Below are 21,552 nucleotides of genomic sequence, written 5' to 3' on the forward strand. Positions count from 1 at the left end.
TCCTGTCCACCGAAACCAAAGTTGGCTACGGAGCGAAAACCTTGATGGCAGCCGTTCACCCGCCATAAGCTATATGCGTTGTTGTGGGTAGTTTTTTTTAAATTTCGTCAAGCTCTTTTTTAATTTCTATGACAAGTTGTTCATGTACTTCATTGATCATTGAACCCAATGATTGTAAATCTTGATTCTGTTTATCAATCAAAGCTTGATTGTTAGAGATTATGTTATTTCCCATGCTTCTTAACATGTCCGCACTCCTCTCAAATGAGATGTCATACAACTGGTCAAGTTTGTCTAAATAGCCTTGAACCTTATCATTGGCGATTAATCTTATGGTCTTGGTTTCAGCTCTGAGTCTTACTAAGTTCTCATTGCTTTTAGAAAGCATTGGGTTAAGACTTGATGTAAAATTGTTTAATACTTCAAGTTCTCTTTCTTTGTCGCCATTTGCAGATAAAAAGTCCTTGTTAAATGTATCTACAATTGGAAAGAAGTCTCTGTAGAAGCTGTCGTTTCCCGATTTTCCAAATTCGTCAATTAAGTTGAAGTATTTGAAATATTGCTCTTTCTTTGATTCATACTTATACTTCCTTTTTTCAATGTCAAGTTTGTAATCTGAAATGATACGCTCTTTTTCTTCTGTCAGTCGCTTAATATCACCCAATAAAGCCTTGTTTTTCCCTTTTTCTTTAAAATAGGAAATTAGATAACCTGAGATAAAGGAGCCAATCGCCCCAAGTATTATTTCTGTTAGTGTCATTTTTTTAATTACCCACAACGCCTACATAAAACATGTTTGCCGGAGCAAGCTATGAAATGGAAAACTAGCAATTTATGCGGTATCCAACAAGGCAGGCTGACAGAAAGAGGTGATGTCCCCTTGGGTAGGTAACAAACAGTCCGCCCGATGGAGCTGGCAGGTAGCTACTATTTAAATTTCTTCGAGTCTGTTCTTAAGTACAGCTAATGTCCTGTCCCGATACAGCTAGCAAACACCTTGAATGCAAGCCTGGCCTTAGATGCTTTTTAATCCTACAATGTCATGTCCCGCTACTCTGATGCCAGAACAAAGCGATAGCATAAATTGCGGGACAACTGGCACAGAGCGTGCTATGAAATGAGTAAGCAAATGGGATTTATGTTATGTTAGCATGAGTTTAATGCTACTTGAAGATTGTAATGATTAAGAGGTTTATCCCCCTAATAAGGAATATCCCATAAAACATGAATAAAAATATCCAGTTCAACTTTTGAATAATCTGATTGTTCTTCTTAATAAAACGTAATGTAATAATAGTTAGACCTATAAGGGATATTATAATGGAATAAACGTTCTTACCAAGATATTCCCATTCCCAATTTTCCTCTTTTGGATTTAGATTGTGTACTTTAATATACGTGTCTATGTTAGCATAAAAGTCTAAAATATCTATTGGCATAAAAATTAGCAACATTAATAAAATGTATGCAACTATACCTGTCAATATCAACTCTATTCTTAAACCTTTGCTCAAATTAATTACTGATTCATGCTAACGCCAAGCTAAAATGCGTTTGCCACAATTAGCTGACGGAGTACTAAAGTAGTGAAGCCAAACCACACCTACAACTGTGACCATAAACTAATGGCGCGGTAAAGGAAAAGGAGAGAAGCACACTTCCAGCTTAAGGGGCTAAAGACTTTTGAAGGTTTGGCGAGCGTTTATGTTATTGCTGAATTTGCTAGAAGCACTGAGCAAATGCATTTTAGGTTATGTTATGTAGATCTTATTATTCTCCTGTATGTATCCAAGAATATTGCTTGCCATCCCAAATGATGAGATTGCTAGAGCCTTCTGATTGTCCCACTTGGATAGCGATATAATTTATCTCTATTCTTTCGCTGCCCTCTATGTCGAGGTCGTCCGTAAAAGTTGTCTTGTCTGCATATGGTTCTCGGTAAAGTTTCCAGAAGTCCATCCAGTCTAAATCTGTCATTTTATTGAATGTCTGGCCTGCAGCAAGGATATGAGTGCTTTTGTCCTCTCGATGTTTTATGATTATTCCGCTTTTACCAGTCTGGTTGTTCCTAACAAAGATTGCTATGTCTATCATCCCTTCGTTGTTGAAGTCAGCCTCGAGATAAAATGGATTTATTTTCTCATCGATTCTATATGATTGTCCTTTTGCTGAATCAACTACCTCAGCTCCAATCCAGTCAGGTAGCTTCTCTCTTGCTTCAAAGTCAGCCTCAATAGTTTGTCCAATGCTGAGGTTACTGATAAATATAAATGTGATTAAAAGAATTGATTTCATTTTGGAGGAATTCTACATAACGCCTGCATAAAACCCGTTTGCCGGAGCAAGCTATGAAATGGAAAACTAGCAATTTATGCGTTGTCAACCAAAGCAGGCTGACAGAAAGAGGTGATGTCCCCGTACGGTAGGTCCAAGTCGTCCCGCTGTTATTTGTGAAAAACTCAGTTGACTGCTTGTCTTGAAGTAGTTGTTTGAATGTGATGTCCTCCAGTCCTCCATAGCTTGCAGGTTGAGTTGTAGTAGGCTTAACCTTAGCGGCTTTTAAATCCTACAATGTCTTGTCCCGCTATGATGAAGCCTGCCCGAATTGAAAGCATAAATTGCGGGACACCTGCAGAAAACTTAGCTATGAAATGAGTAAGCAAATGGGGTTTATGCCATGTTAAGCACTTTTAGTATGGTTCTTTTCGAAAAAACTGATCGTATAGAGTAATATAGTGGATCGCTATAATAAGTCTGATTTCAGGTTTACTAATATCATAACTTGAAGCTTTATAGGCTATATTTCCTACCATTGAAGGCGATATTCCATGTACTGCTAGTAATGCTTCATGATAGTATTTTATTCCTTCATTATATTTAGCGATATCTTTAAGAAGTAATTGAAATGAACCTTGAGTATTTAGATCAATGTATTTTAGGGTGTCACCTACATCGTGAGTCCAGGTTTTTCCAAATGCCCAGATTTCATTAAATACAACAGTATCTAACTCTGTATATAGCCTATTCTGTTCAGAATATGGGTGTTTTATATAAACATCACCGGTTTCACTTTCTTTAAGAACTTTTGAAAAGAATGATTCATAACATTCTGCTAAATCTTTAGAAGTTTTCTCACAAAGCTCATTATCAAAAAAATCAAGAATCTTTTGCAGTTCTTTAATTTCTTGAATGCTAAAATGTCTGCTAATAACATCACTAGATTCTAGTTTTGGAAATTCTGATTGCGCATTGCAGTATCCCAGAGAAATGAAAAACAAGAATATTATAAAAGCTTGATTCATGAATTCATTGTGCTTAACGCCATGCTAAAATGCGTTTGCCACACTTAGCTGACGAAGAACTAAAGTAGCAAAGCCAAACTATAACTGCAATTGCAGAACAGTAAAATGAGAGGATCACTTTCTATGATTCTCTTTTAATAAAAATGCACGTTTGGCCTTGTGAAGAATTAACCGCTTACTTTGCTAGAAGCAGTGAGCAAATGCATTTTTAGGTGATGTTAGGCTTATTTGTCAATCTACAAAAGTTTCCTTTATGATACTTTTAACTTCTTTGATTTCGGGTTTTGATAGTCGGCCCAGAGGTTTAATGATTCTTTGTTTATCTATTGTCCGAATTTGGTCAAGCACAATCCAGCCTATTTTGTTGTCATGTTTTATTTCCACTCGTGTAGGATAATTTTTTGAACTGGTAGTCATGGGAGCAATCACTACAGTCCGGAGATATTTGTTCATCTCATTTGGAGAAACTACAACGCAGGGTCTGGTTTTCTGGATTTCACTGCCGATTGTAGGATTCAAATTGACTAAAACGATTTCGTATTGATTTATTTCCATTCGTTTAGATTTTCATCCTCGAACACATCATTAAATAGTAAATTGTCGTCCTTATTTTCAGACATTTCCTTAAATGCTTTTTCCCAACCTTTCCGAGGTTTTGAAAGTGGTTTTATAATAATCTGTCCTTTTTCTAGAATCAAATCCACTTTATCCTTAATATTATATTTTTCTAAAATGGTCTTACTAAATCTAATGCCTTTAGAATTACCTATCTGTACAACTGAAACTTCCATAATTTCTTTTATTTATTGTAATTACAAAGTTACTACTTTGTGTAGAAAACAAGAAGATAAAGATTAATTATTTTTAGGATTTCCGGGCTTTCAACAAAGAGCTGAAGTAACAATAACCTACTAACAGCCATGATTTATACAGAATGTTAGGGCGATGTTATTCTTCGTTACACTTGCCATAAAAGTCCATTTTGCTCAGTTGCAGTTCGTATTCAATATCTCGGTCTGCGAATCCCGCTGTAGATTCATCTTTGGTGTTCATCTTATAAACTGATTCAAGATTTCGGATGAGTTTACCGTCAGAGTTGAAGTAGAGCCTCTTTTCAATTGTTAAAGGTTCATCAGCTTGGAAGGTATTCATCCGCCAAAAGATGAAGTAAAGTTTGTTGTCAGTGTCGAAATAGTAGTCAATAGCGATATACCAGTCTCCAGACATTGAGTAGCTGTCATAATAGACAAAGGTTCCGAGGTTCGGTTCTTCAAGTAAGCGCACTTTTTGAAATAGAAACTTGTGTTCTGCAGTTTGTTGGTTCGAATACCATTCATCTTCTTGATAGCTCTCTCCCCAAGCATAATGAAAAAGTTGGTTTGAGCTGTCCAGTTTGTTTTCAATAATCGGCTGCCATCTTTGAAAGTTCTTGCGTATTTTGACAATAGTTTGACTCTCTTGTCCGAATGAAACAAGTGCCATCAAGTTGAATAGTATTACAAATATTGATTTTTTCATTCTGTATTTCTACGTGGCACAATTCGCCCTAACGCTAAGCTATGATGAGTGGGGATTAGAAAGCACTAACCTCTCGTCTCGCACATAGCCACACCTTGATTTAAATTTAAAACTTGTGGCGGACTTTCCAATCCCCACCAAAATATCCTGACCGATGAAACCCCATTCATTCATAGCTTTTGTTATCAGCTTTCTTTTTCAAGAAGATTTCAGTTAGTCCATTAATAGAGTACCTTCCAAATATTCTGGGGTTAGCAGATTCATAGGAAACAATAAAATCTATATTCTTTGGTTTTAGTTCATTCACTAGATTTCGAGCTTCATACATTCCTATAGGTGTACCGTCTACAACTACCTGCTTACAACCTTCACATATATAGTCTCGAATTACGATTTCGGGTAAATTCTTGTTCAGGTTCGAACGAATTGAGTCAAGTTCTTTAAGCTTTGACTCTTTAGATTGATTATATTCTCCAGCACCTACCAAAATCATATAGTCACAGTTCTGGTGGAAAAATGTAGTTTTTGATAAGTCAGCAATAGCTGTGAATTTTATTTCGGATTTTTTATATTTTCGAAGTTCATACCTGAAATCTTCTTCTGTAACAGGTATTCCGTTCAGAATATATGAATCGCATAGATTTACTGTGTCAAGATTCATGTTAAATCTAACCTCAACAGAAGAATAGATTGATTCTAAATCAACCCTCTGAGCTTTAAGAGTTAGTCCAAATGTAGAAAGAGTCGCTATAAGTAGAATAGTTTTCATGAATGATTGAGTAAAGCATTTGTTCTCAGCTTTTATACTTTCTTAGAAATTTTATTTCTCGTTTAGCCCTTCGTTGATTCTTATTAAAATCTCGCTGGGCTTGTCTCCAATATTTTCCTTATATGGATTTTCGGGTATTGTCCTATCGGTTAGTTGTGCGCTGCGACTGCATAGACCTGACCAGTGTTTGTCCTCATGCTGGTTAGGGAAGATGTACCATTGTTCACCGGATATGAAATGAGGTTCACAGTCACGTCCAGACCATATTGTAATTGTATCATTTAGTTCTATGTTCGTTAAATTCTCTTCCAGCTTAAATGTGGTTTTCATAGTATAGTCATCGAGATAAGTAACTTTGATCACGCGACCAACAAAAGCAATTTGTCCATTGGTCAGCATGTCTTTTGATAACTTGTTTAGCTTACCACAACTACAAGCCAAAACATTGAAAGTTGCACTTAGAGTAAATATAGAAAGGATCAATAGTTTTCTTATCTCTTGCATATTGCTGATAACGGCCCTGAATAAACGCAGGGCGGCTTAGTTCGTAGTGTTGTAAAGAAACGGAATGTTTCTCTGTCAGCCGTAAACGCCTTACCGGAGCGAGATTAAAGCCGCCTTGAGTTTATTTTTTGTTGTGCAATGTTTTTATTTCTTTTTTCATTTCAACGAAGTCCTTCAAAAGTCGAGGTTCTCTTTCTTGCAACGCTTGTTCGTTTTCTTGAATTACCTTTTCAAGGTCCTCGAAATAGTCTGATTCATTTTTCCAAAAGTCTTTGTCGCTGGTCAGGACTGATTTCAATAGGTCACCTTCGTAGAGGTCACCTTCGGCTAAAACATTCTCCTTTAAAGTCTCAAGAGCCATTGGGATCAAATATTTCAGTCCGATGTTTTGACCAATCATTATTCTCAAGTCTTCATTGTCGAAGTCTTGGAGTGGCTTCTGGCGAAGTCGGTGACATGTCTTTACTAAATGGCTGTCGTAGGTCGGTTCGCCCCAAAAGTCCTTCTCCAAGTTTTCCAAGTTCTTGGACTTCCAATTAATCTCAAATTTCCTTTTGGTCGAAATCAATGTCGGTTCGGTTTTTAAACATTGCACAACGCCTACATAAAACCTGTTTGCCAATGTAAGCTATGAAAAGCTAAACTAAGCAATTTATGCGTTATCCAACAAGGCAGGCTGACAGAAAGAGGTGATGTCCATCTGGGGTAGGTCAAACTCAAGTCCAACCGTTGCTGCTGGTAAGTTAAGAAACTGGTTGGTCGTATTGCAGTTTTGAGTTAAATGTGATGTCCTCCAGTCCCGCGAAATTAACAGATGCTGTTGAAGCTGGCTAAACCTTAGCTGTCACTTAATCCTACAATCTGTCGTCCCACTACACTGCAGCCAGAACAAAATGAAAGCATAAATTGCGGGACACATGCAGAAAAATTAGCTATGAAATGAGTAAGCAAATGGGTTTTATACCATGTTATGCACTTTATAATTGTCTTAATACTGTTTTAATATGCTTTTTAGTACCGTAATCGTAGAAGTCAAAAATCAATTCTTTTTTATTCAGAGTATGTAATAAAAAGTATCTGTCACCTATGTTGGATAAATTGTCGTGTGTGAAATAAAGAAGGCCATTAAAGGGGATTAATTTGTACTGATGACTTCTCTTGTTAAATGAAGAATAATATGAATTATCGCTAAATGAGACTGTGTCTATTTGTACACCATCTGATTCGAAAGTCCAAATGAAATTTAGTCCTGTTAAATTTGCATTCAGAGGCACCGATGTCTTAGGTTTTTCTTTGGATAATTTATTCCCATCTAAGAGAAGGTTTGTTGAGTCTATTTGAAGTATTGATGAATCACTAAGAAGGATTGTATTTGATTGTTTTAACCAAGTGCCTCTTTCAGTGCCTTCGATATGGTGTAGACTATAAGAATTATCTTTATTTAAGTCCACTTTAACTAGACCATTAGGTGAGTACCAATGACCTGTCCATGCGTCTGTAGTTTGACAAGCTGTTATTAAAAAGGCTAGTGTTATAGTAATGAAGTACTTCATTTTACGGATTGTGCATAACGCTCTTACTAAACAGACGTGGCGGTCAAACGGAGTGCAGACCAAAACGTCAGCTGTAAATATAAGCTATTATGCTTAGGCAGCAAAAGGGGGCTAACCCATAGCCATGGCGTTTAGTTGATGTTATCACCTTCTTTTAGAATGTTTAAAACTTGCTCATTTAGATCTTCCTTCTCTCTTACAAATGAATACAAAGGCCACTCATTGTATTTGTCTAAATCAACATCTTCTAAAGCTTTCGTTTGCTTAAATAGTGGGAGAATTGAATCTTCTTTTTCCGATAGAATAGCATGTCCTAATTGAAATAGAGGAAGAGCAGTGCCCACTTTTATCTTTTTTAAGTCTTTTTTTAAATCGGTTTGATTGTTTAACTTTTTTAAAGCAATACACCTATTGAATTTCGCTCTTAACAGAACATTTTCTTGCTCTTCATTTCTTGCGTCAATCTTATTGGTGTAATCAGTTATTCTTTTTACCAACTCGTATTTTTCGAGTTTAAGATTATCAAAAGATTCATTTAACATGTCCTTTAACGCTTGATCTGCATTTTCCTTATCCCATTTGCCCCAACAGTTATAACATAAAAGAAGACCTGCTAGATAAAACTCTTTGAAGGCTTCATTAAAGTACTCTATTGAAATATTTACTTTATCGCCTTGTTTTAAATTATATGGATTATTAGTACGTACAATGTATTTTTTGTTTACAACTGAAGAGTTATGGACAATCAAATGTCGTCTTTCTCTAAATTCTTCGATTTTATCCCAATTAATGATTTGATTCTCTAGTTCAATTCCTAGTTCATTTTCAAAATGCTCAAGAAGTTTATGAAAACTAAAGTCAATCATCATTGACTCTACTTCTTTTAAAATCAAAGATGTAGTAGCTTCTTGGATATTTTCAAACTCATTAAGTTCCTTTAGTGTAATTTTGAAGTTTTTTTCATTTAGAGATTCTTTGAATTTTTGATAGTAGTAGGTAAGTAGATCAGCAAGTAAGTACTCAAAATAATTGTTAAGCATCAAAAATGAACTACGTGAAAGTATTTCAAAGTTTTGATGAGATAATTTAGGAGCTTTCAATATTTTTTTAGCAAAAATTAGGACATCTTCCGATGAGAAATTTTGTTCTTCCTTTGGTTTAGTCTTGTCAATGCCTAATTCATCCATACATTGCTTGAAGTACTGATTTTTATCTTCAACAGCACTTTGGTCTTCAGATTGGGCTAATGAACCAAACTTCTCAAAATAGAAATCAATGGCAAATAAATTATTTTTAAACCCATTTGTTATTATCGATACTGTACTACTTTCCATATTTAGAGATTGGTGATAACGCCTACATAAAACCTGTTTGCCAATGTAAGCTATGAAATGCTAAACTAAGCAATTTATGCGGGTTCCACCAAGGCTCACTGTTGATTAAAGTGATGTCCTTATACAGCCAGTCCAGTGTGTCGGTAAAAACTTGTCCGCCCGATGATGGCCAATATTTGACTTGACTGAATTACCATAAAAGCTAGTGAGTCCTACAATGGTCAGTCCCCCGTTGATGAAGTTGCCACGAAGTGAAAGCATAAATTGCTGGCTAGTTACTACTGAGTTGGCTACAAGGTGCTGAGCAAATTGGTTTTATGTGATGTTACAGCTAGTCTATTTTATTGAGGTTTATATTCAACCTTTTAATACCTGTACTTTCAATTTCAATCAATGCTGTCTCTGTTATAATAAGGGAATTCTCTGATTTACCATTCTTGAATTTTCCTCCATTTGATACTTTTAAAATAAGAGTATCACCATTAATATTGTAAGTGCCTTTTAATCCTATTTCTCTGGAAGAATTCCCCATTTCCCATGTTGAATCTTTATAGACACCCAACCAGAAGCCTCCAAGTTGTGCAGATCTGTAAGCATTTAGGACTAATTGGTCTTCTTTAGGATTTACTGGTGCGATAAAAAATTCTACAATTGTTATTGCTAAGATAATTATGACTGTTGATATAAAAGTTATACCTGCATTTCTTAAAAACGGTCTTTTATTTTTCTTAAATAATAAAACAATTAGGAAGACTAAGGTAAAAAGTAGACCAATAAGGCCGACAATAAATTTCAATATGCCAGTTGCAAATAAAATCATTCTGGTTTAGGAAGTATTAGCTGTAACGCCTGCATAAAACCCGTTTGCCGGAGCAAGCTATGAAAAGCTAAACTAAGCAATTTATGCGTTATCCAACAAGGCAGGCTGACAGAAAGAGGTGACGTCCCCCGTGTAGGTACCAGAAAGTCCTACCGTTTAAGCAGGCAAGTTGAGAAACTGATTGGTCGTCTTGCAAATGTTAGTTGAATTTGATGTCCCAAAGTCCCGCGAAATTTCAGGTGCTGTTGCAGTTGGCTTAACCTTAACTGCCTTTTAATCTTACAATGTCGTGTCCCGCTACACTGCTAGAACAAATTGAAGGCATAAATTGCGGGACACCTGCAGAAAACTTAGCTATGAAATGATTATGCAAATGGGTTTTATGCCATGTTAGAGTTAGTTGCTTACTGAAAGTCAGATGTATCAGTAGAGATTTGAATTCCCTCAAAATTACCTTTAGTAATCCATTCATTATCAACTTTCTGCATCAATAGGAATCTTGTTACTCCTTTATAGTGGTTTGGTGAGACCAATTCAATGTACAATAAAGAAAAATTACCTTTGGAAACTTCTGAAAGACCTAATTCTCCAATATAATTCAAGTTTGTTATGCGAATAGCTGAGTCAATACTTTGATTCTCCTTTATTACTATGTGGCGGGAAGAAGCCAATTCTTCTTTTTCTAGGTTATTGGCTACTAATAAATTTGAAATCATAATTTCTTTTAAATCATCATGATTTTCAAGTTCATTGAGAAGACTGTCTCCTTGTTCTTCGAGGATATAATTTCTGAACTTGCCATTTTCCAATAGCGGGATATATTTTATTAAAAAACGTTGAGAGTCCTTTTTCGCAAATAGATGATCAACTACTCTGTCTATGGTATGAATTTGTGCGTCAATATTTTTATTCAACTGTGGTTTGTCTTGGCAACCAAAGAAGATAGCAAAAAATAAAATGGGTATCTTTTTCTTCAAAATAATTAACTCTAACGGTTAGCATATGAAAAGTAGGCGATTTCGAAGCGCTTTACTTTAGGTTAAGCATAAAGTTTGATACGAGCCAAAACCCTTTGTTTTACTGCTATTTCGCCTATTTTTTATATACATTGTTAGCTGTGGTTTTTATTCTTTCTTAAATATTCTTCCGTAATTCGATTCCAATATTTGTCCATTTTCATCTAGGGTTAGTATATATTCGTAATCGAACCCTAGCACAAGCCAACTCCCATTTTCTAATAGAGATAATTCATTCTTACTTCCTTGACTTTCAAAATAAGGCTTCCCACTTTCTATGTATATATTAGCTTCTAGGTTGTCCGTTGTCAAATACTTACCTGTTAGCTTTTTAATAGCTGCTTTATCTGTCTCTATTTGTTTAAGTCCACTTGAGGTAACATGACTGCGATTAATTCTGGTTTCTATTCCTATCTTATTAATAATTTCATAAGCTAAATTCCAAGGATTTACCATGTCATTTCCATTATATCCTAAATTTGAAAGTATGATAACTGTGGTGCTTTTTTGCGGGATGTTGACCAAAATAGTTCCTGTTACTCCTGTGTGACTAATGAATTTTAATCCATTGATATCATTAATCTCCCAACCACCACCATAAGCAATTTTTGATTTGTCATTTAGTGTACCTTTCGAGAACAGAAAATTTTGGTTAGTCTCATTAAGAAAGTCAGTTCCCGAGATTACTTTATACCATTTCATTAAATCCGATAAATTCGAAAAGACACCAAAATGGGAAGGTATTTCATAGTCCCATGTTCTCATTATATTTATCCATTCTCCATCTTTAAGCGAGTAACCCCTTGCTTGATTTCTAACAACTTTTTCCTGATTAACGATATAAGTATTCAGCAAACCATTTTGGTCAAAAATATCCATCAAATAGTCTTTGTAACTACCTGTTATATTGTCAATGACAATCCCTAACAATAAATATCCAACATCACTATAGTTGTAGGCAGAACCTGGTTTAAAATCGAGTGAATCCGTAATAATGGACTTTATCGCTAAATTTTTACTGACAGTATTTGTTTGCATCATGATGTCTAATTGCTCAGCTGTCATTTTAGAATAGCCCGTAAATGATTTTTGTGTGAAATTGTCATGTGGAAACATGCCCGGTAATCCTGAAGTATGCCATAGCAATTGTTTTATAGTTATCGCTTTCCAACGCTCTGGACATTCAGGGAAATACTGATGCAAATAATCATCTACGTTTAATTTGCCATCTTGTTGAAGTTTTAGAATGGCAGCCGCAGTAAATTGTTTCGTTAAAGATGCAAGTTCGAAAGTAGTGTTGACGTCAACTTTCACATCATTTTGAATACTTGATAGACCGTAAGCTTTTATTGTTTTAACACTGTCATTTTCAATAATGGCAAGAGAAAGTCCTGGTATTTTATTTGTCGACATATAAGTGCCCACCAGTGAGTCAATAGATTCCTGAGCTTTCAAATTGGATATTGAAAGGGTTATTATCAGTATCCCTATATATTTCAAATGTTCCTTCATTCAGTTGTAGTTGGTATTTTAAATTCTGACTAACGTAAAAATTAGTCATTGATTTTCAGTTGTTTACAATTTAGTCATTTTAGTCATTTTTCAACTCATTTTCGCAACCCATTTTACGTTAGCAAAAGGATTTAATAAGCTCTGGAGAAATAGATAATTTTCGTTTAAATCTATTTCGGATGTGCTTATGTGGCGAATCACAGCTAACGCCACTGTATGAATCGTGGCTGGTTTAAATGTACTAAAGTTTCGGTTTACCACCGAGTCAATCCGCAGGATTGGCTTGCTAAATTATTCCAACACAGTAAGTCAATCCTGCGGATTGACGGGCTATCTACGAAGAGCAAAAGCCACGTTTTACCACTAACCAGCCATGATTTCATACAGAATGTTGGGGTGCGTATTGTTTTATTGTCCATGTTGTACAGTTCAGAAGACCACCGTATTTCCCTATTTCGTTGATGTTGATTGGTTCAATGATTCGTTCGGGAAAAACTGAATGAATGATATTTAAAGCTTGTTCATCCTTGTTTCCTGAAACCTCAAAAACTGGGAATAAAATCAGATCACCAATTTCGAGGTAGTTCACATAACAGCCCACGGCAGTATGTTTATGCTTTTTGTCTAAGTGTTCGAACCATGGCATTTCCACGAAGGTTAAGCCAGAGTTCTTTATCATTTTATCAAATCCTTTCTTCCAGTAGTCAAACTCGTTTTGGAGTTCATTGACAAGAACCGTGTTAGAGTTGATGAATCTCAAATGTCCGTCAGAGTGTCCAGTCATGTCGTTGGTAATGTCTGGAATTAATAGAACTTGAACGTTCAGGAGTCTTTCCAATTCACTAATCAACTCGGATTGATTCCAGTTCGGATTTTCCTTGAAGATTCGGGTCGTTAAGATCGCTTTATCAGTCCAGTTTACGACATTTCCTCCATCCAGATTGATTGATGAGATTTCTGCAGTCAGTCCGTTGTTCTTGAGTATGTCTTGCGGATTTGATTGTAGATCAAGATCATCCTCCAGATAGGAGGGTTCATATCTGAATTGGATGAATTTGTCTTCGCTGATTTGGATTGGCATATAATCCCGACACCAAATATCTTTCGTGTTAGACAGAAATCTGTAACTGACTTGGTACTTATCGAGCAGTGACTGAATTCGTTCAAAGGTTGCTCGAAATTCAGAAGAGGTTCGCAGAATATCTGAGAAATAAACTGTGTTTTTGTCCTTATCCGAGATCATTCAAGTTTAAGAATTTATCGTCCAAATATTTCTTGATTGCAGGAGCGAAGTATCTAAGATGTTCTTCCTCTGATATCAAATCGCTTTTATGATTGTTACAGACATAGCAGGCTAAAAGACAGTTTTCAGGTGAGTACTCGTTAGAGGCTGAATCTCTACGTTCAAGTTCGAGTGTTCGCCCTCTTCCTCTTTTAGTCTTCAAAGGCCCAGATTCTTTGTCAAACAGTTTTTGAAGTTTGAATTCTTCAATTCCACAGTATCCGCATACTTTGGGCTGATCGGCAAACCATTGATAAAATTCCCGCTTTCCAAGTTCTTCAAATTTAGAAAACTCTGGTTTGCCAACTCTGCTGTTGTAGAGCTGGTTCGATCGCTTGATTTCGTTACGAATTTCCTCACCTTCGTTCCACCAGTTCGAAAGTTGTTCACGGGCAATTTGGTGTTCATCAGAAATCTCTTGATAAGACTTTCCCCCGGTTAAATGTTGTATTAGAAATTCTTTCTTATCCATGTGGCAGATTATGCACCCCAACGGTCTCGGCTATGAGTAGTTGCGTGGGTTAGTACTTAACTTTGCAAGTACACACCAGACTGAAAATCCGCGAGGATTTTCAGAAGTAGGCGAGAACAAGCAATTACTTATAGCCATTGTTGGCTGTAGTATTTTATTATTCAATATCTGGAAGAAAATCTAATTCTTTCGGATATTTATTAAATGATTTTACTTTTTGTTTTCCTTCGTCAAAGTGTTTTTTCGAAACGTTAATAGCATCTAATCCTTCCCATTCTTCTTTAATCATTTCAATTCTCTTTTTTAATTCCCATTCCAGAAATTCGGTTGTCAGTATGAATTCTATTCTATGTCGCAGTTTTTCATAATTACTTCCCGTATTTTTATGAGTCAAAGCTTTTTCGTTTGGTTTAGTAAATGTTTGGTATCCAGTCAAAATAGCGACAATGAATGAAGTAATCGCAATGAAATAATTATGGTGTAAAAATGTTGGTAAAAGTTCATATGTCTCTGGACTTAATTTTGGAAATCTAAATGAAAATGCAATTATTGTTGACAATATAAAAGCTCCTAAACCAGTATAATTTCTTCTCTTTTCCCATTTTAGAGACTCAAATCTATGAGCATATTCAAGTTGATGAATTTTTCTCATCCAATCGAGAAGCATTTTTCTTTGTTCTTCAGTCATTTAATTAAAATTTTGGTTGATTTCTAAAATCAGTTGTTTTGGGTCAATATGCATTTTTCTGTTGATTTCAGAGGTTTGCATTTTACTTGGACCAGTTACATTAGACTGAACAACTGTTTTGTTTTGAGTTGTAAATGAAAAGAATGTAGAAGAAAGTCCATTTTTTCCTTCCGAATAAGATTTGTGGTAATCGCCAGAATTTATTTTGTATGTTTCATTCGTCTTATATGCTTCTTTTTCCAATTTATTGACATTTACATTTTGTCCAGTATTAACTGCACTTGACGTGTGTTGATTTACTTTATTAAGTGTTTTATTGTACTCTATTTTGAATAATGAACTTTCTGAATCGTCATTAGTTTTTTCAACTGAATATCTTTCGTTGATAATAATTCCATTTATAATCCAACTTTGTGCTAAAAATGAATGTGAGTGAATTGAAAATCTCTCACTTATTTCTTGATTTATATAATCCAATAAATCATTATGCCAAATATGGAATCTTATAAAGTCGAAATCCTCCATATTTTCATCATATTTAAACAATGGAATTGACAAAAAACCTTGAGATCCAATGGAAGAAACAGTACACTCACTTGGTAAGTCCAGAATTGAAGCTGCAATTAAATTCCAAGTAGGCAAAAGGTCTAGCTTAATATTATTATCTCTAGCGAATTGAATGTGTCTTACTCCTGCAATTCTTTTTGCAACCGATTTAGTATAAATATTATCTTCGGTTTCTGAAAATTCAATTAAGCTTTTTAAGTTTATACTATCAGTTGAATTGAAAATCTTTTTTGGAAAATCAGATACTTTTGGCAAATTATCTTTGATGTCATCTGCGTAACATTTGTTAATTGAGTTTAACAAAGTTTCGAAATCATATTTATCTAAATTAAAATTGTTGATTTCAGAATTCATAGAAGTTTCTTTCTTTAAGTTCGTTGTTTATATTACAGCCAATACCAGGCTATCAATTCGTAAGGATTGGGATTCTTAGTTATTTGATGACCTTTCCTTATGATTGATAGCTGATGTTGTGTTTAGTGTTTTTTAATTAGTCCTAAAGTAATGCATTCCATGCTATTTGAAAAATGCGGAGTTTCTTTCTTAGCACCTAAAAAATACTGCCCGCTCAGTTGGAGACATGACCATGGTATATAGGTGGGGCTATCTATCCGTTGTCATGAAGGTCGTAAGTCCAAAGGTTTCTGAATCAAAAAAATGATTGCTTTTCATTAGCCTCTGATTTTCTTGACTTTATGGCTGAAATCGGCTAACTTCATTCTAAGTTTTTTAACGGTCTTTACCGTTTATAAGCAGCTTGCTTATACGGCTCGCCCGAAAAACTTAGGCCTTTTCAAGGCTAATCAATCTGATTTTTTTGCCATACTTACGGCCAACTGAGTCGCAGAGAAAAAGCTAGGAAAGGAATTAAACACAACGCCTACATAAAACCTGTTTGCCTATGCGGGCTATGAAAAGCTAAACTAAGCAATTTATGCGGTTTCCACCAAGGCAGAATGTTGATTATAGTGATGTCACAATACAGCCAGTCCAGTGGGTCGGTAAAAATTAGCCCGCCCGATGATGGCAAGTATAGAATTTGATTGTTCCATTGCAGGCCTGCCCACCGAAGGAGGGTCCGCCCGTTGATGAAGCTGTCACAAAGTGAAAGCATAAATTGCTGGCTAGTTACTGCTGAGTTTGCTACAGGGTGGTGAGCAAATTGGTTTTATGTTTTGTTACCAGCTTTTTTATTTTTTATTGGAAAGAACCAACTAGAGGTGATTATTCCTACACTGTAGCCAGCTATCATTGGAATCATCATCGTTCCCTTTATCATAAGGAATGATAATGTCGATATTGCGATTGCTAAGACCATTAGTATCAGTCTTATTTGGATGTCCTTAAGGCGGCTGGTTTTTAGCTTTTCAAATGTGAAATAATAGATAAGTAAGGCTGGCAATGATAGTACTGATCCAACCGTCAGGAACAGTAGGTAAATTGATGAATCGCTAAAAATAAATTGCGAATCTGTTAACTTATCATAAATTAATAGGAGCAAAGGGCTGATAAATAAAGTTGCTGCCCAATGTTTTACTGGATAAGGTAGTTTCACTGAATTAGGTCTAGTTGCTGGTAACGGTCTTGTATATCTTTCAGTTGTGGAAATTAGAAAATAAAGATAGTAAAAAGAAATGACTTTTATGCGTAAGCGTTCGTGTCCGCAGGACACAAAACCGCAATTGAAGATATACGTTGTTCTACGCAGTTTTTATTCGCTTTGTTATTCCATCAACCCATTTTATTTGGTCGTTATTGTTACGAGGTAATGGATGATAATAAGCATAATCTCTGTCATTTTGCTCTATTCCAATTGGATTTTTAATTCCAATTTTTTTTATAGCTATTTTTGCTAATTCTGTCAAATCTTTTCCAACTCCCCAAGCAAATATAGTCGGAATATTTTTCACAAATAATTCTTTAAAATCTTGTTCTCGTTTATTGTCAAAAATTGAGTGCGGAATTTGTTTTTCTTTTAAATCTGTCAATATATTGTAAAATGCTTCACTTGGCGTAATTCGTACATCTGAAAGATTTAATATTCGTGCGTAGTTGAATTCACAATTTTCCATAACCCGCATAATTTGATCTTGAGTTTGGTCGGGAATCGTTGGCACTTCATTTTTTCCATTATCAATTCCGTCTATTGGTTTTGATCCTCCAGGGTTCATCATAACGACCATTAAATCTGGTTTTCGGATTTTAGTGTTCTTTTTTTTGATATTCAAATATTTTCTACACTTCAAATTGCCAATTTGGTAGAAGTAACCTGTTATGTCAAAATTTTCTCGCATAAAATTTAAAAGCACGATTAATGAAAACCAATCGTGCTTTTTTATTAAATTACTTTCCTTTAGAACCACCTTTTGAATTTGAAGAACCTTTAGAACTTCCTCCAGATTTGCTTGGTGCATTACTTCTTCCTTTTCCAGATGGATTTCCTGTAGTACTTGGTGCGTTTTTCATTCCACTTGATTTTGCCATAATTCTCTATTTTTAAATTAATTAATGTTTTTTGTTACGTGCAATGTTCGTTTTAAATTGCGTAGAACATCCGAATATAGTAACCAAAGTTGTTATATCCAGCTTATATTTTTAGCAATCTAACGGATTCACAATGTTTTTGAAAGTATTTACAGCTACATGTGTATAAATTTCAGTTGTCTTGCTGCTATTGTGCCCTAACAAACTCTGTATGTAGCGTAAGTCAGTTCCGTTTTCTAATAAGTGAGTTGCAAAACTATGTCTTAACATATGGGGTGTTACATGTTGCTTAATATTAGCCCTTCTGGCCGCCTTTCTTACAATTTTGCCAATGCTCGTTCCACTGTAAGGTGTTCCTTTATATCCTTCAAAAAGGTAATTTTTTGGTCGATAGATTTTGTAATAGACTCTCAAATCGTTTAAAACCGTGTGACTTAAAATAGTAATCCTGTCCTTATTTCCTTTAGCTCCTTTTACGGTTACGCTCATTCTGTCACTATTAATATCTGTAATTTTTAATGCCAACAACTCACTTCTTCTTAGTCCGGCCGAATAAAGAAGGCTTAAAATACACTTATGCTTGATGTTTGTAGTGCCGTTAATCATATTCAGAATGCTCTGTTTACTCAATACCTCGGGTAGCTTTTCGGCTTTCGGTGGTCTGGGGAAATCATAAAACCTATTAGGCATTCTATTCACAATTTCGAAGTAAAATTTTATTGCATTGATATGTTGATTAATGCTTGATTCACTTGCGTGTGTGCTAATCAAATATTGAATAAATACTTTTATTTCTTCATCTCCAAGTCGGTCAATGGCGCTTTTCTGATGATAGTTAATAAATCGTTCGAAGCAGTTAACATAAGCTCTTACAGTACTTACAGCATACTTTCTCTGTAATAATTCATCCAGAAAATTATCTGGGCAACGTTTGTGGTTTGCAGGGGGCAGTCGTTTTCTATAGCCTTCTATTACTAAGGAGGGGTCATCACTCCCCAGCCAGCCTTTTTTACTGAAATAGCGCATGTCCAGCCAGGCTACTCCTTTAAAAGTGTTTAGTATGAGCTTATAGTTAGTACTATTGTTGGGTATACATGCCATCTGGCTTTTTTTATGCCATTTTACCTCAGGCAGGCTTTTCACTAAAGCCTGCAATACTTTGTCTGGGTAAAATTTTAAACCGATCATCCTTTGCCCTTCTATTTGCAGATGACGCATGCTGATCATTTTATCGAGTTTATTAGGTGTTGAGGTATTCATCCTTTATAAAAACTAATAACCATGCTCGTGCCTGGTGCTGCATTTGCCGGTAATTCTTGATTAAACCTAAAGATTTTCTGGCAAGATTTTAGTAGCTTGAGTTGATTAAAAGATTATTAACCGTTAATAACTGATAGTGATATACCCATTGATAATTAAGTAGTTATCTAAATGAATAAATGCAAAATATGTAAAAAGGAACTAAAAGGTAGGGCAGATAAAATCTTCTGCTCACCGGCCTGTAAAAACTATTACCATGTCAATTTAAGGCGGGTAACTAATAAGGTAGCCATCGAAATAGATCGCATCTTGCATAGAAATCGTTCAATACTTCTGGAAATATTAGGCAAAAACAGTACTCAGAAAAAGGTTAGTAGATTAACCCTCTCTAAAAAGAAGTTTAGCTTTAAACACCTGACTCATTTTAATATCAATAGCAAAGGTAAAATGTATCATTTTCTGTATGATATTGCCTGGATGGAGTTTTCCGATGATGAAATATTAATTATCAGAAGAAAATAATTAGTGAACAAAAAACCTTCTCTCGTGCTATTCAAGGACATATAGCCGACAACAAACGTTTACAAACGCTTACATCCGACTGTAAACACTTAATACCCGACTAAATTTTGCTCCATCCTGCACCTTTGTGTTGTCGCTGCCACTAAGGCCGACTGAAATAATAAATTCTTTAACTATTTAAATTTTAAAGCCATGTACACATTAAAAAACAACGTGCAATTAATCGGTAGAGTAGGAGCCAATCCTGAAGTTAAAACTTTTGAAAGTGGTAAAATGCTGGCGAACATCAGCCTGGCAACTAATGAGCATTATAAAAATGCAAAAGGTGAGAAAGTAGAAGATACCCAATGGCACCGATTAAATGCCTGGGGTAAAATTGCTGAGATAGCAGAGAAGTATGTGAAAAAGGGAAGTGAAATTGCGATAAGTGGGAAACTGATCTATAAATCATACGAAGACAAGCAGGGCGTGAAGAGAACTTCTGCTGAAATTCAAGTGAATGAGTTATTGCTACTGGACAAAGCATCCAGCTAAAAGCTGCTGGTAAGAGATTCATTCTCTGAGCGGTAGTTTCGGCTTATTTGAATTAAAAGTTGTGGTCAGCTGATCACAACTTTTTTACTTTTATAAAAGATGTGTTCTTATAAGTAACTAAGCCACCATTTATCTTTATTGTTGGCTTTGTAGTTCCAATAGGCCTTGCAAACAGGATACAATCCTAAACTAATGATAATCCAAATAACGTAAACCACCCACAAAGAGAAACCATAACCTTGAAGCTCAGGCTGCATGGTTACCCATAAATCTATCAGCATATTTTCTGCTCCAACTCCCGTAAGCTCAGCGGCTATTAGGGCTAATACGTGAATCAGGTAAATGTGCACCACATAAAAAAAGAGTGGTACTCTGCCTATAGTCACCAAAGCTTGCTGAAATTTTCCCTGCCATTTTTCAGCATAACTTAAGAAAACCAATGCCGGCCCTAAGGTGATGAGTATAAAAAGTAATGAAGGTGGATATTTAGTAACGTTAAAGAAGGAAGAAATAGTTAAGCCTATGCTTCGTTGCATGCTCCATAAGTTGGCGTCACCATAAATATTAAAGCCGCGCAATACCACAAAGAGTATAATCAATAAAACACCTACACTCCTTAAAATTTTAATGCGTTCCGCTGCTGTATAGTCCTTCACGTACAATCCACCAAGGTGATAACCTAAAGGCATCACAAAAATCCATGGTATAAGCGGGTAGGCAGCAAAGAAGACAAAATCACCTAAAAATATGGGTCCCTGCATATGCAGAAGTTTTAGTAGCGTACTTTCCGGATAGAGCGCATTCAGGTAGTCAAATGCATTATGACCAAAAATAAAGGCCAGCGAAATAATAAGCATCAAATTCCGAGGAATGTGTACGAATGCGGCAAGAAAGATCATCCCTACACCTAACACCCATATCACTTGAAGCAAATAGCTGTAAGGTGTTAATTGAAACAGCCAGCCAAATTTAATTATGGTTAATTCCAGGAAAACCAGCCATAGCCCTCTTTTTACCAGCCAAATACTCAATCCTTTTTTGCTCCTTCTCTGACCAACAAAACGAGCAGATGTGCCTGCCAGGAATACAAAAACCGGGGCGCAGAAGTGCGTGATAAAACGAGTGAAGAATAAAGCTGTATTACTTTCTTCCAGATCAGTTGGTTCAAAAAGAAATGCATCGGCATGGAAGTAATCCCTAACGTGATCGAGGGCCATAATCACCATCACTACACCTCTTAATAAATCGATAGATTGAATGCGCGTATTCGAAGTAATAGTCATGCTGCTTTTATAAAGTGCTCCCTACTTATAATTATATATCATCTGCCATAACTGATTGGCTGTATTCAATTTAAAGAATTAAATTAGTTTTACATGCTAGTATGCTTTAAAATAAAAAAGGCTGAATCCACC

The 21,552-nt window shown here is 35.5% G+C and carries 24 protein-coding genes; 2 read left to right on the forward strand and 22 right to left on the reverse strand.

The features are described from left to right. Positions 1–97: 97 nt before the first annotated feature. The 21 genes from JKP34_RS06820 to JKP34_RS06920 all read right to left on the reverse strand — a co-directional run bounded on the left by JKP34_RS06820 (position 98) and on the right by JKP34_RS06920 (position 19,081). Complete coding sequence (locus JKP34_RS06820) at positions 98–760, reverse strand: hypothetical protein (protein ID WP_201919014.1); 663 nt, start codon at positions 758–760, stop codon at positions 98–100. Positions 761–1,770: 1,010 nt separating this feature from the next. Continuing rightward, entirely contained in the window at positions 1,771–2,295 is a 525-nt protein-coding gene (locus tag JKP34_RS06825) for a hypothetical protein (RefSeq protein ID WP_201919016.1), read from the reverse strand. Positions 2,296–2,690: 395 nt separating this feature from the next. Further along, positions 2,691–3,302, reverse strand: a complete 612-nt coding sequence (locus JKP34_RS06830; protein ID WP_201919018.1) for a hypothetical protein — start codon at positions 3,300–3,302, stop codon at positions 2,691–2,693. 231 nt (positions 3,303–3,533) lie between these two features. After that, a complete protein-coding gene (locus JKP34_RS06835; protein WP_201919020.1) occupies positions 3,534–3,857 on the reverse strand; it encodes a type II toxin-antitoxin system PemK/MazF family toxin in 324 nt (107 codons plus the stop codon). After that, a complete protein-coding gene (locus JKP34_RS06840; RefSeq protein ID WP_201919022.1) occupies positions 3,848–4,093 on the reverse strand; it encodes an AbrB/MazE/SpoVT family DNA-binding domain-containing protein in 246 nt (81 codons plus the stop codon). Before JKP34_RS06840 ends, JKP34_RS06835 begins: the two co-directional genes overlap by 10 nt. A 157-nt stretch (positions 4,094–4,250) precedes the next feature. Then, the gene (locus JKP34_RS06845) at positions 4,251–4,820 is read right to left on the reverse strand and encodes a hypothetical protein (RefSeq protein ID WP_201919024.1); all 570 of its coding nucleotides are present in this window, start codon (positions 4,818–4,820) and stop codon (positions 4,251–4,253) included. Positions 4,821–4,986: 166 nt separating this feature from the next. After that, positions 4,987–5,481 carry a hypothetical protein gene (locus tag JKP34_RS06850; protein WP_201919026.1) on the reverse strand — a complete coding sequence of 165 codons (495 nt, stop codon included), beginning with the start codon at positions 5,479–5,481 and terminating at the stop codon, positions 4,987–4,989. Positions 5,482–5,640: 159 nt separating this feature from the next. Continuing rightward, positions 5,641–6,030, reverse strand: coding sequence for a hypothetical protein (locus tag JKP34_RS06855; protein ID WP_201919029.1), 390 nt, complete (start codon positions 6,028–6,030; stop codon positions 5,641–5,643). Between the two features lie 184 nt (positions 6,031–6,214). Then, positions 6,215–6,604: a contact-dependent growth inhibition system immunity protein gene (locus JKP34_RS06860; RefSeq protein WP_201919031.1), complete on the reverse strand. Its 390-nt coding sequence runs from the start codon at positions 6,602–6,604 to the stop codon at positions 6,215–6,217. A gap of 466 nt (positions 6,605–7,070) precedes the next feature. After that, positions 7,071–7,646 (reverse strand): hypothetical protein, encoded by a 576-nt coding sequence (locus JKP34_RS06865; RefSeq protein ID WP_201919033.1) that lies wholly within the window; start codon positions 7,644–7,646, stop codon positions 7,071–7,073. A gap of 131 nt (positions 7,647–7,777) precedes the next feature. Beyond that, on the reverse strand, positions 7,778–8,980 hold the full coding sequence (locus JKP34_RS06870; RefSeq protein ID WP_201919035.1) for a hypothetical protein: 1,203 nt from the start codon (positions 8,978–8,980) through the stop codon (positions 7,778–7,780). 331 nt (positions 8,981–9,311) lie between these two features. Then, positions 9,312–9,800 (reverse strand): hypothetical protein, encoded by a 489-nt coding sequence (locus JKP34_RS06875; protein ID WP_201919037.1) that lies wholly within the window; start codon positions 9,798–9,800, stop codon positions 9,312–9,314. Between the two features lie 404 nt (positions 9,801–10,204). Continuing rightward, the gene (locus tag JKP34_RS06880) at positions 10,205–10,777 is read right to left on the reverse strand and encodes a hypothetical protein (protein ID WP_201919038.1); all 573 of its coding nucleotides are present in this window, start codon (positions 10,775–10,777) and stop codon (positions 10,205–10,207) included. 147 nt (positions 10,778–10,924) lie between these two features. Then, entirely contained in the window at positions 10,925–12,328 is a 1,404-nt protein-coding gene (locus tag JKP34_RS06885) for a serine hydrolase domain-containing protein (RefSeq protein WP_201919040.1), read from the reverse strand. Positions 12,329–12,707: 379 nt separating this feature from the next. After that, on the reverse strand, positions 12,708–13,571 hold the full coding sequence (locus JKP34_RS06890; RefSeq protein WP_201919041.1) for an agmatine deiminase family protein: 864 nt from the start codon (positions 13,569–13,571) through the stop codon (positions 12,708–12,710). Continuing rightward, positions 13,558–14,082 (reverse strand): hypothetical protein, encoded by a 525-nt coding sequence (locus JKP34_RS06895; protein WP_201919043.1) that lies wholly within the window; start codon positions 14,080–14,082, stop codon positions 13,558–13,560. Before JKP34_RS06895 ends, JKP34_RS06890 begins: the two co-directional genes overlap by 14 nt. 157 nt (positions 14,083–14,239) lie before the next feature. Continuing rightward, positions 14,240–14,770: an SLATT domain-containing protein gene (locus JKP34_RS06900; protein WP_201919045.1), complete on the reverse strand. Its 531-nt coding sequence runs from the start codon at positions 14,768–14,770 to the stop codon at positions 14,240–14,242. Continuing rightward, on the reverse strand, positions 14,771–15,691 hold the full coding sequence (locus tag JKP34_RS06905; RefSeq protein WP_201919047.1) for a hypothetical protein: 921 nt from the start codon (positions 15,689–15,691) through the stop codon (positions 14,771–14,773). Positions 15,692–17,037: 1,346 nt separating this feature from the next. Beyond that, positions 17,038–17,631 (reverse strand): hypothetical protein, encoded by a 594-nt coding sequence (locus JKP34_RS06910; protein WP_201919049.1) that lies wholly within the window; start codon positions 17,629–17,631, stop codon positions 17,038–17,040. A 49-nt stretch (positions 17,632–17,680) separates the two neighbouring features. Further along, the gene (locus tag JKP34_RS06915) at positions 17,681–17,821 is read right to left on the reverse strand and encodes a hypothetical protein (RefSeq protein WP_201919051.1); all 141 of its coding nucleotides are present in this window, start codon (positions 17,819–17,821) and stop codon (positions 17,681–17,683) included. A 111-nt stretch (positions 17,822–17,932) separates the two neighbouring features. Next, positions 17,933–19,081: a tyrosine-type recombinase/integrase gene (locus JKP34_RS06920; protein WP_201919053.1), complete on the reverse strand. Its 1,149-nt coding sequence runs from the start codon at positions 19,079–19,081 to the stop codon at positions 17,933–17,935. Between the two features lie 171 nt (positions 19,082–19,252). Here JKP34_RS06920 and JKP34_RS06925 point away from each other — a divergent pair, with 171 nt between their 5' ends. Beyond that, the gene (locus tag JKP34_RS06925) at positions 19,253–19,603 is read left to right on the forward strand and encodes a hypothetical protein (RefSeq protein WP_201919055.1); all 351 of its coding nucleotides are present in this window, start codon (positions 19,253–19,255) and stop codon (positions 19,601–19,603) included. 192 nt (positions 19,604–19,795) lie between these two features. Beyond that, complete coding sequence (locus JKP34_RS06930) at positions 19,796–20,137, forward strand: single-stranded DNA-binding protein (RefSeq protein ID WP_201919057.1); 342 nt, start codon at positions 19,796–19,798, stop codon at positions 20,135–20,137. A gap of 107 nt (positions 20,138–20,244) precedes the next feature. On the opposite strand, the gene JKP34_RS06935 is transcribed toward JKP34_RS06930, so the two are convergent. Next, positions 20,245–21,420, reverse strand: coding sequence for a DUF1624 domain-containing protein (locus JKP34_RS06935; RefSeq protein WP_201919059.1), 1,176 nt, complete (start codon positions 21,418–21,420; stop codon positions 20,245–20,247). Positions 21,421–21,552 lie beyond the last annotated feature (132 nt).

This window comes from Marivirga atlantica, assembly GCF_016734805.1.
Taxonomy (GTDB): domain Bacteria; phylum Bacteroidota; class Bacteroidia; order Cytophagales; family Cyclobacteriaceae; genus Marivirga; species Marivirga atlantica.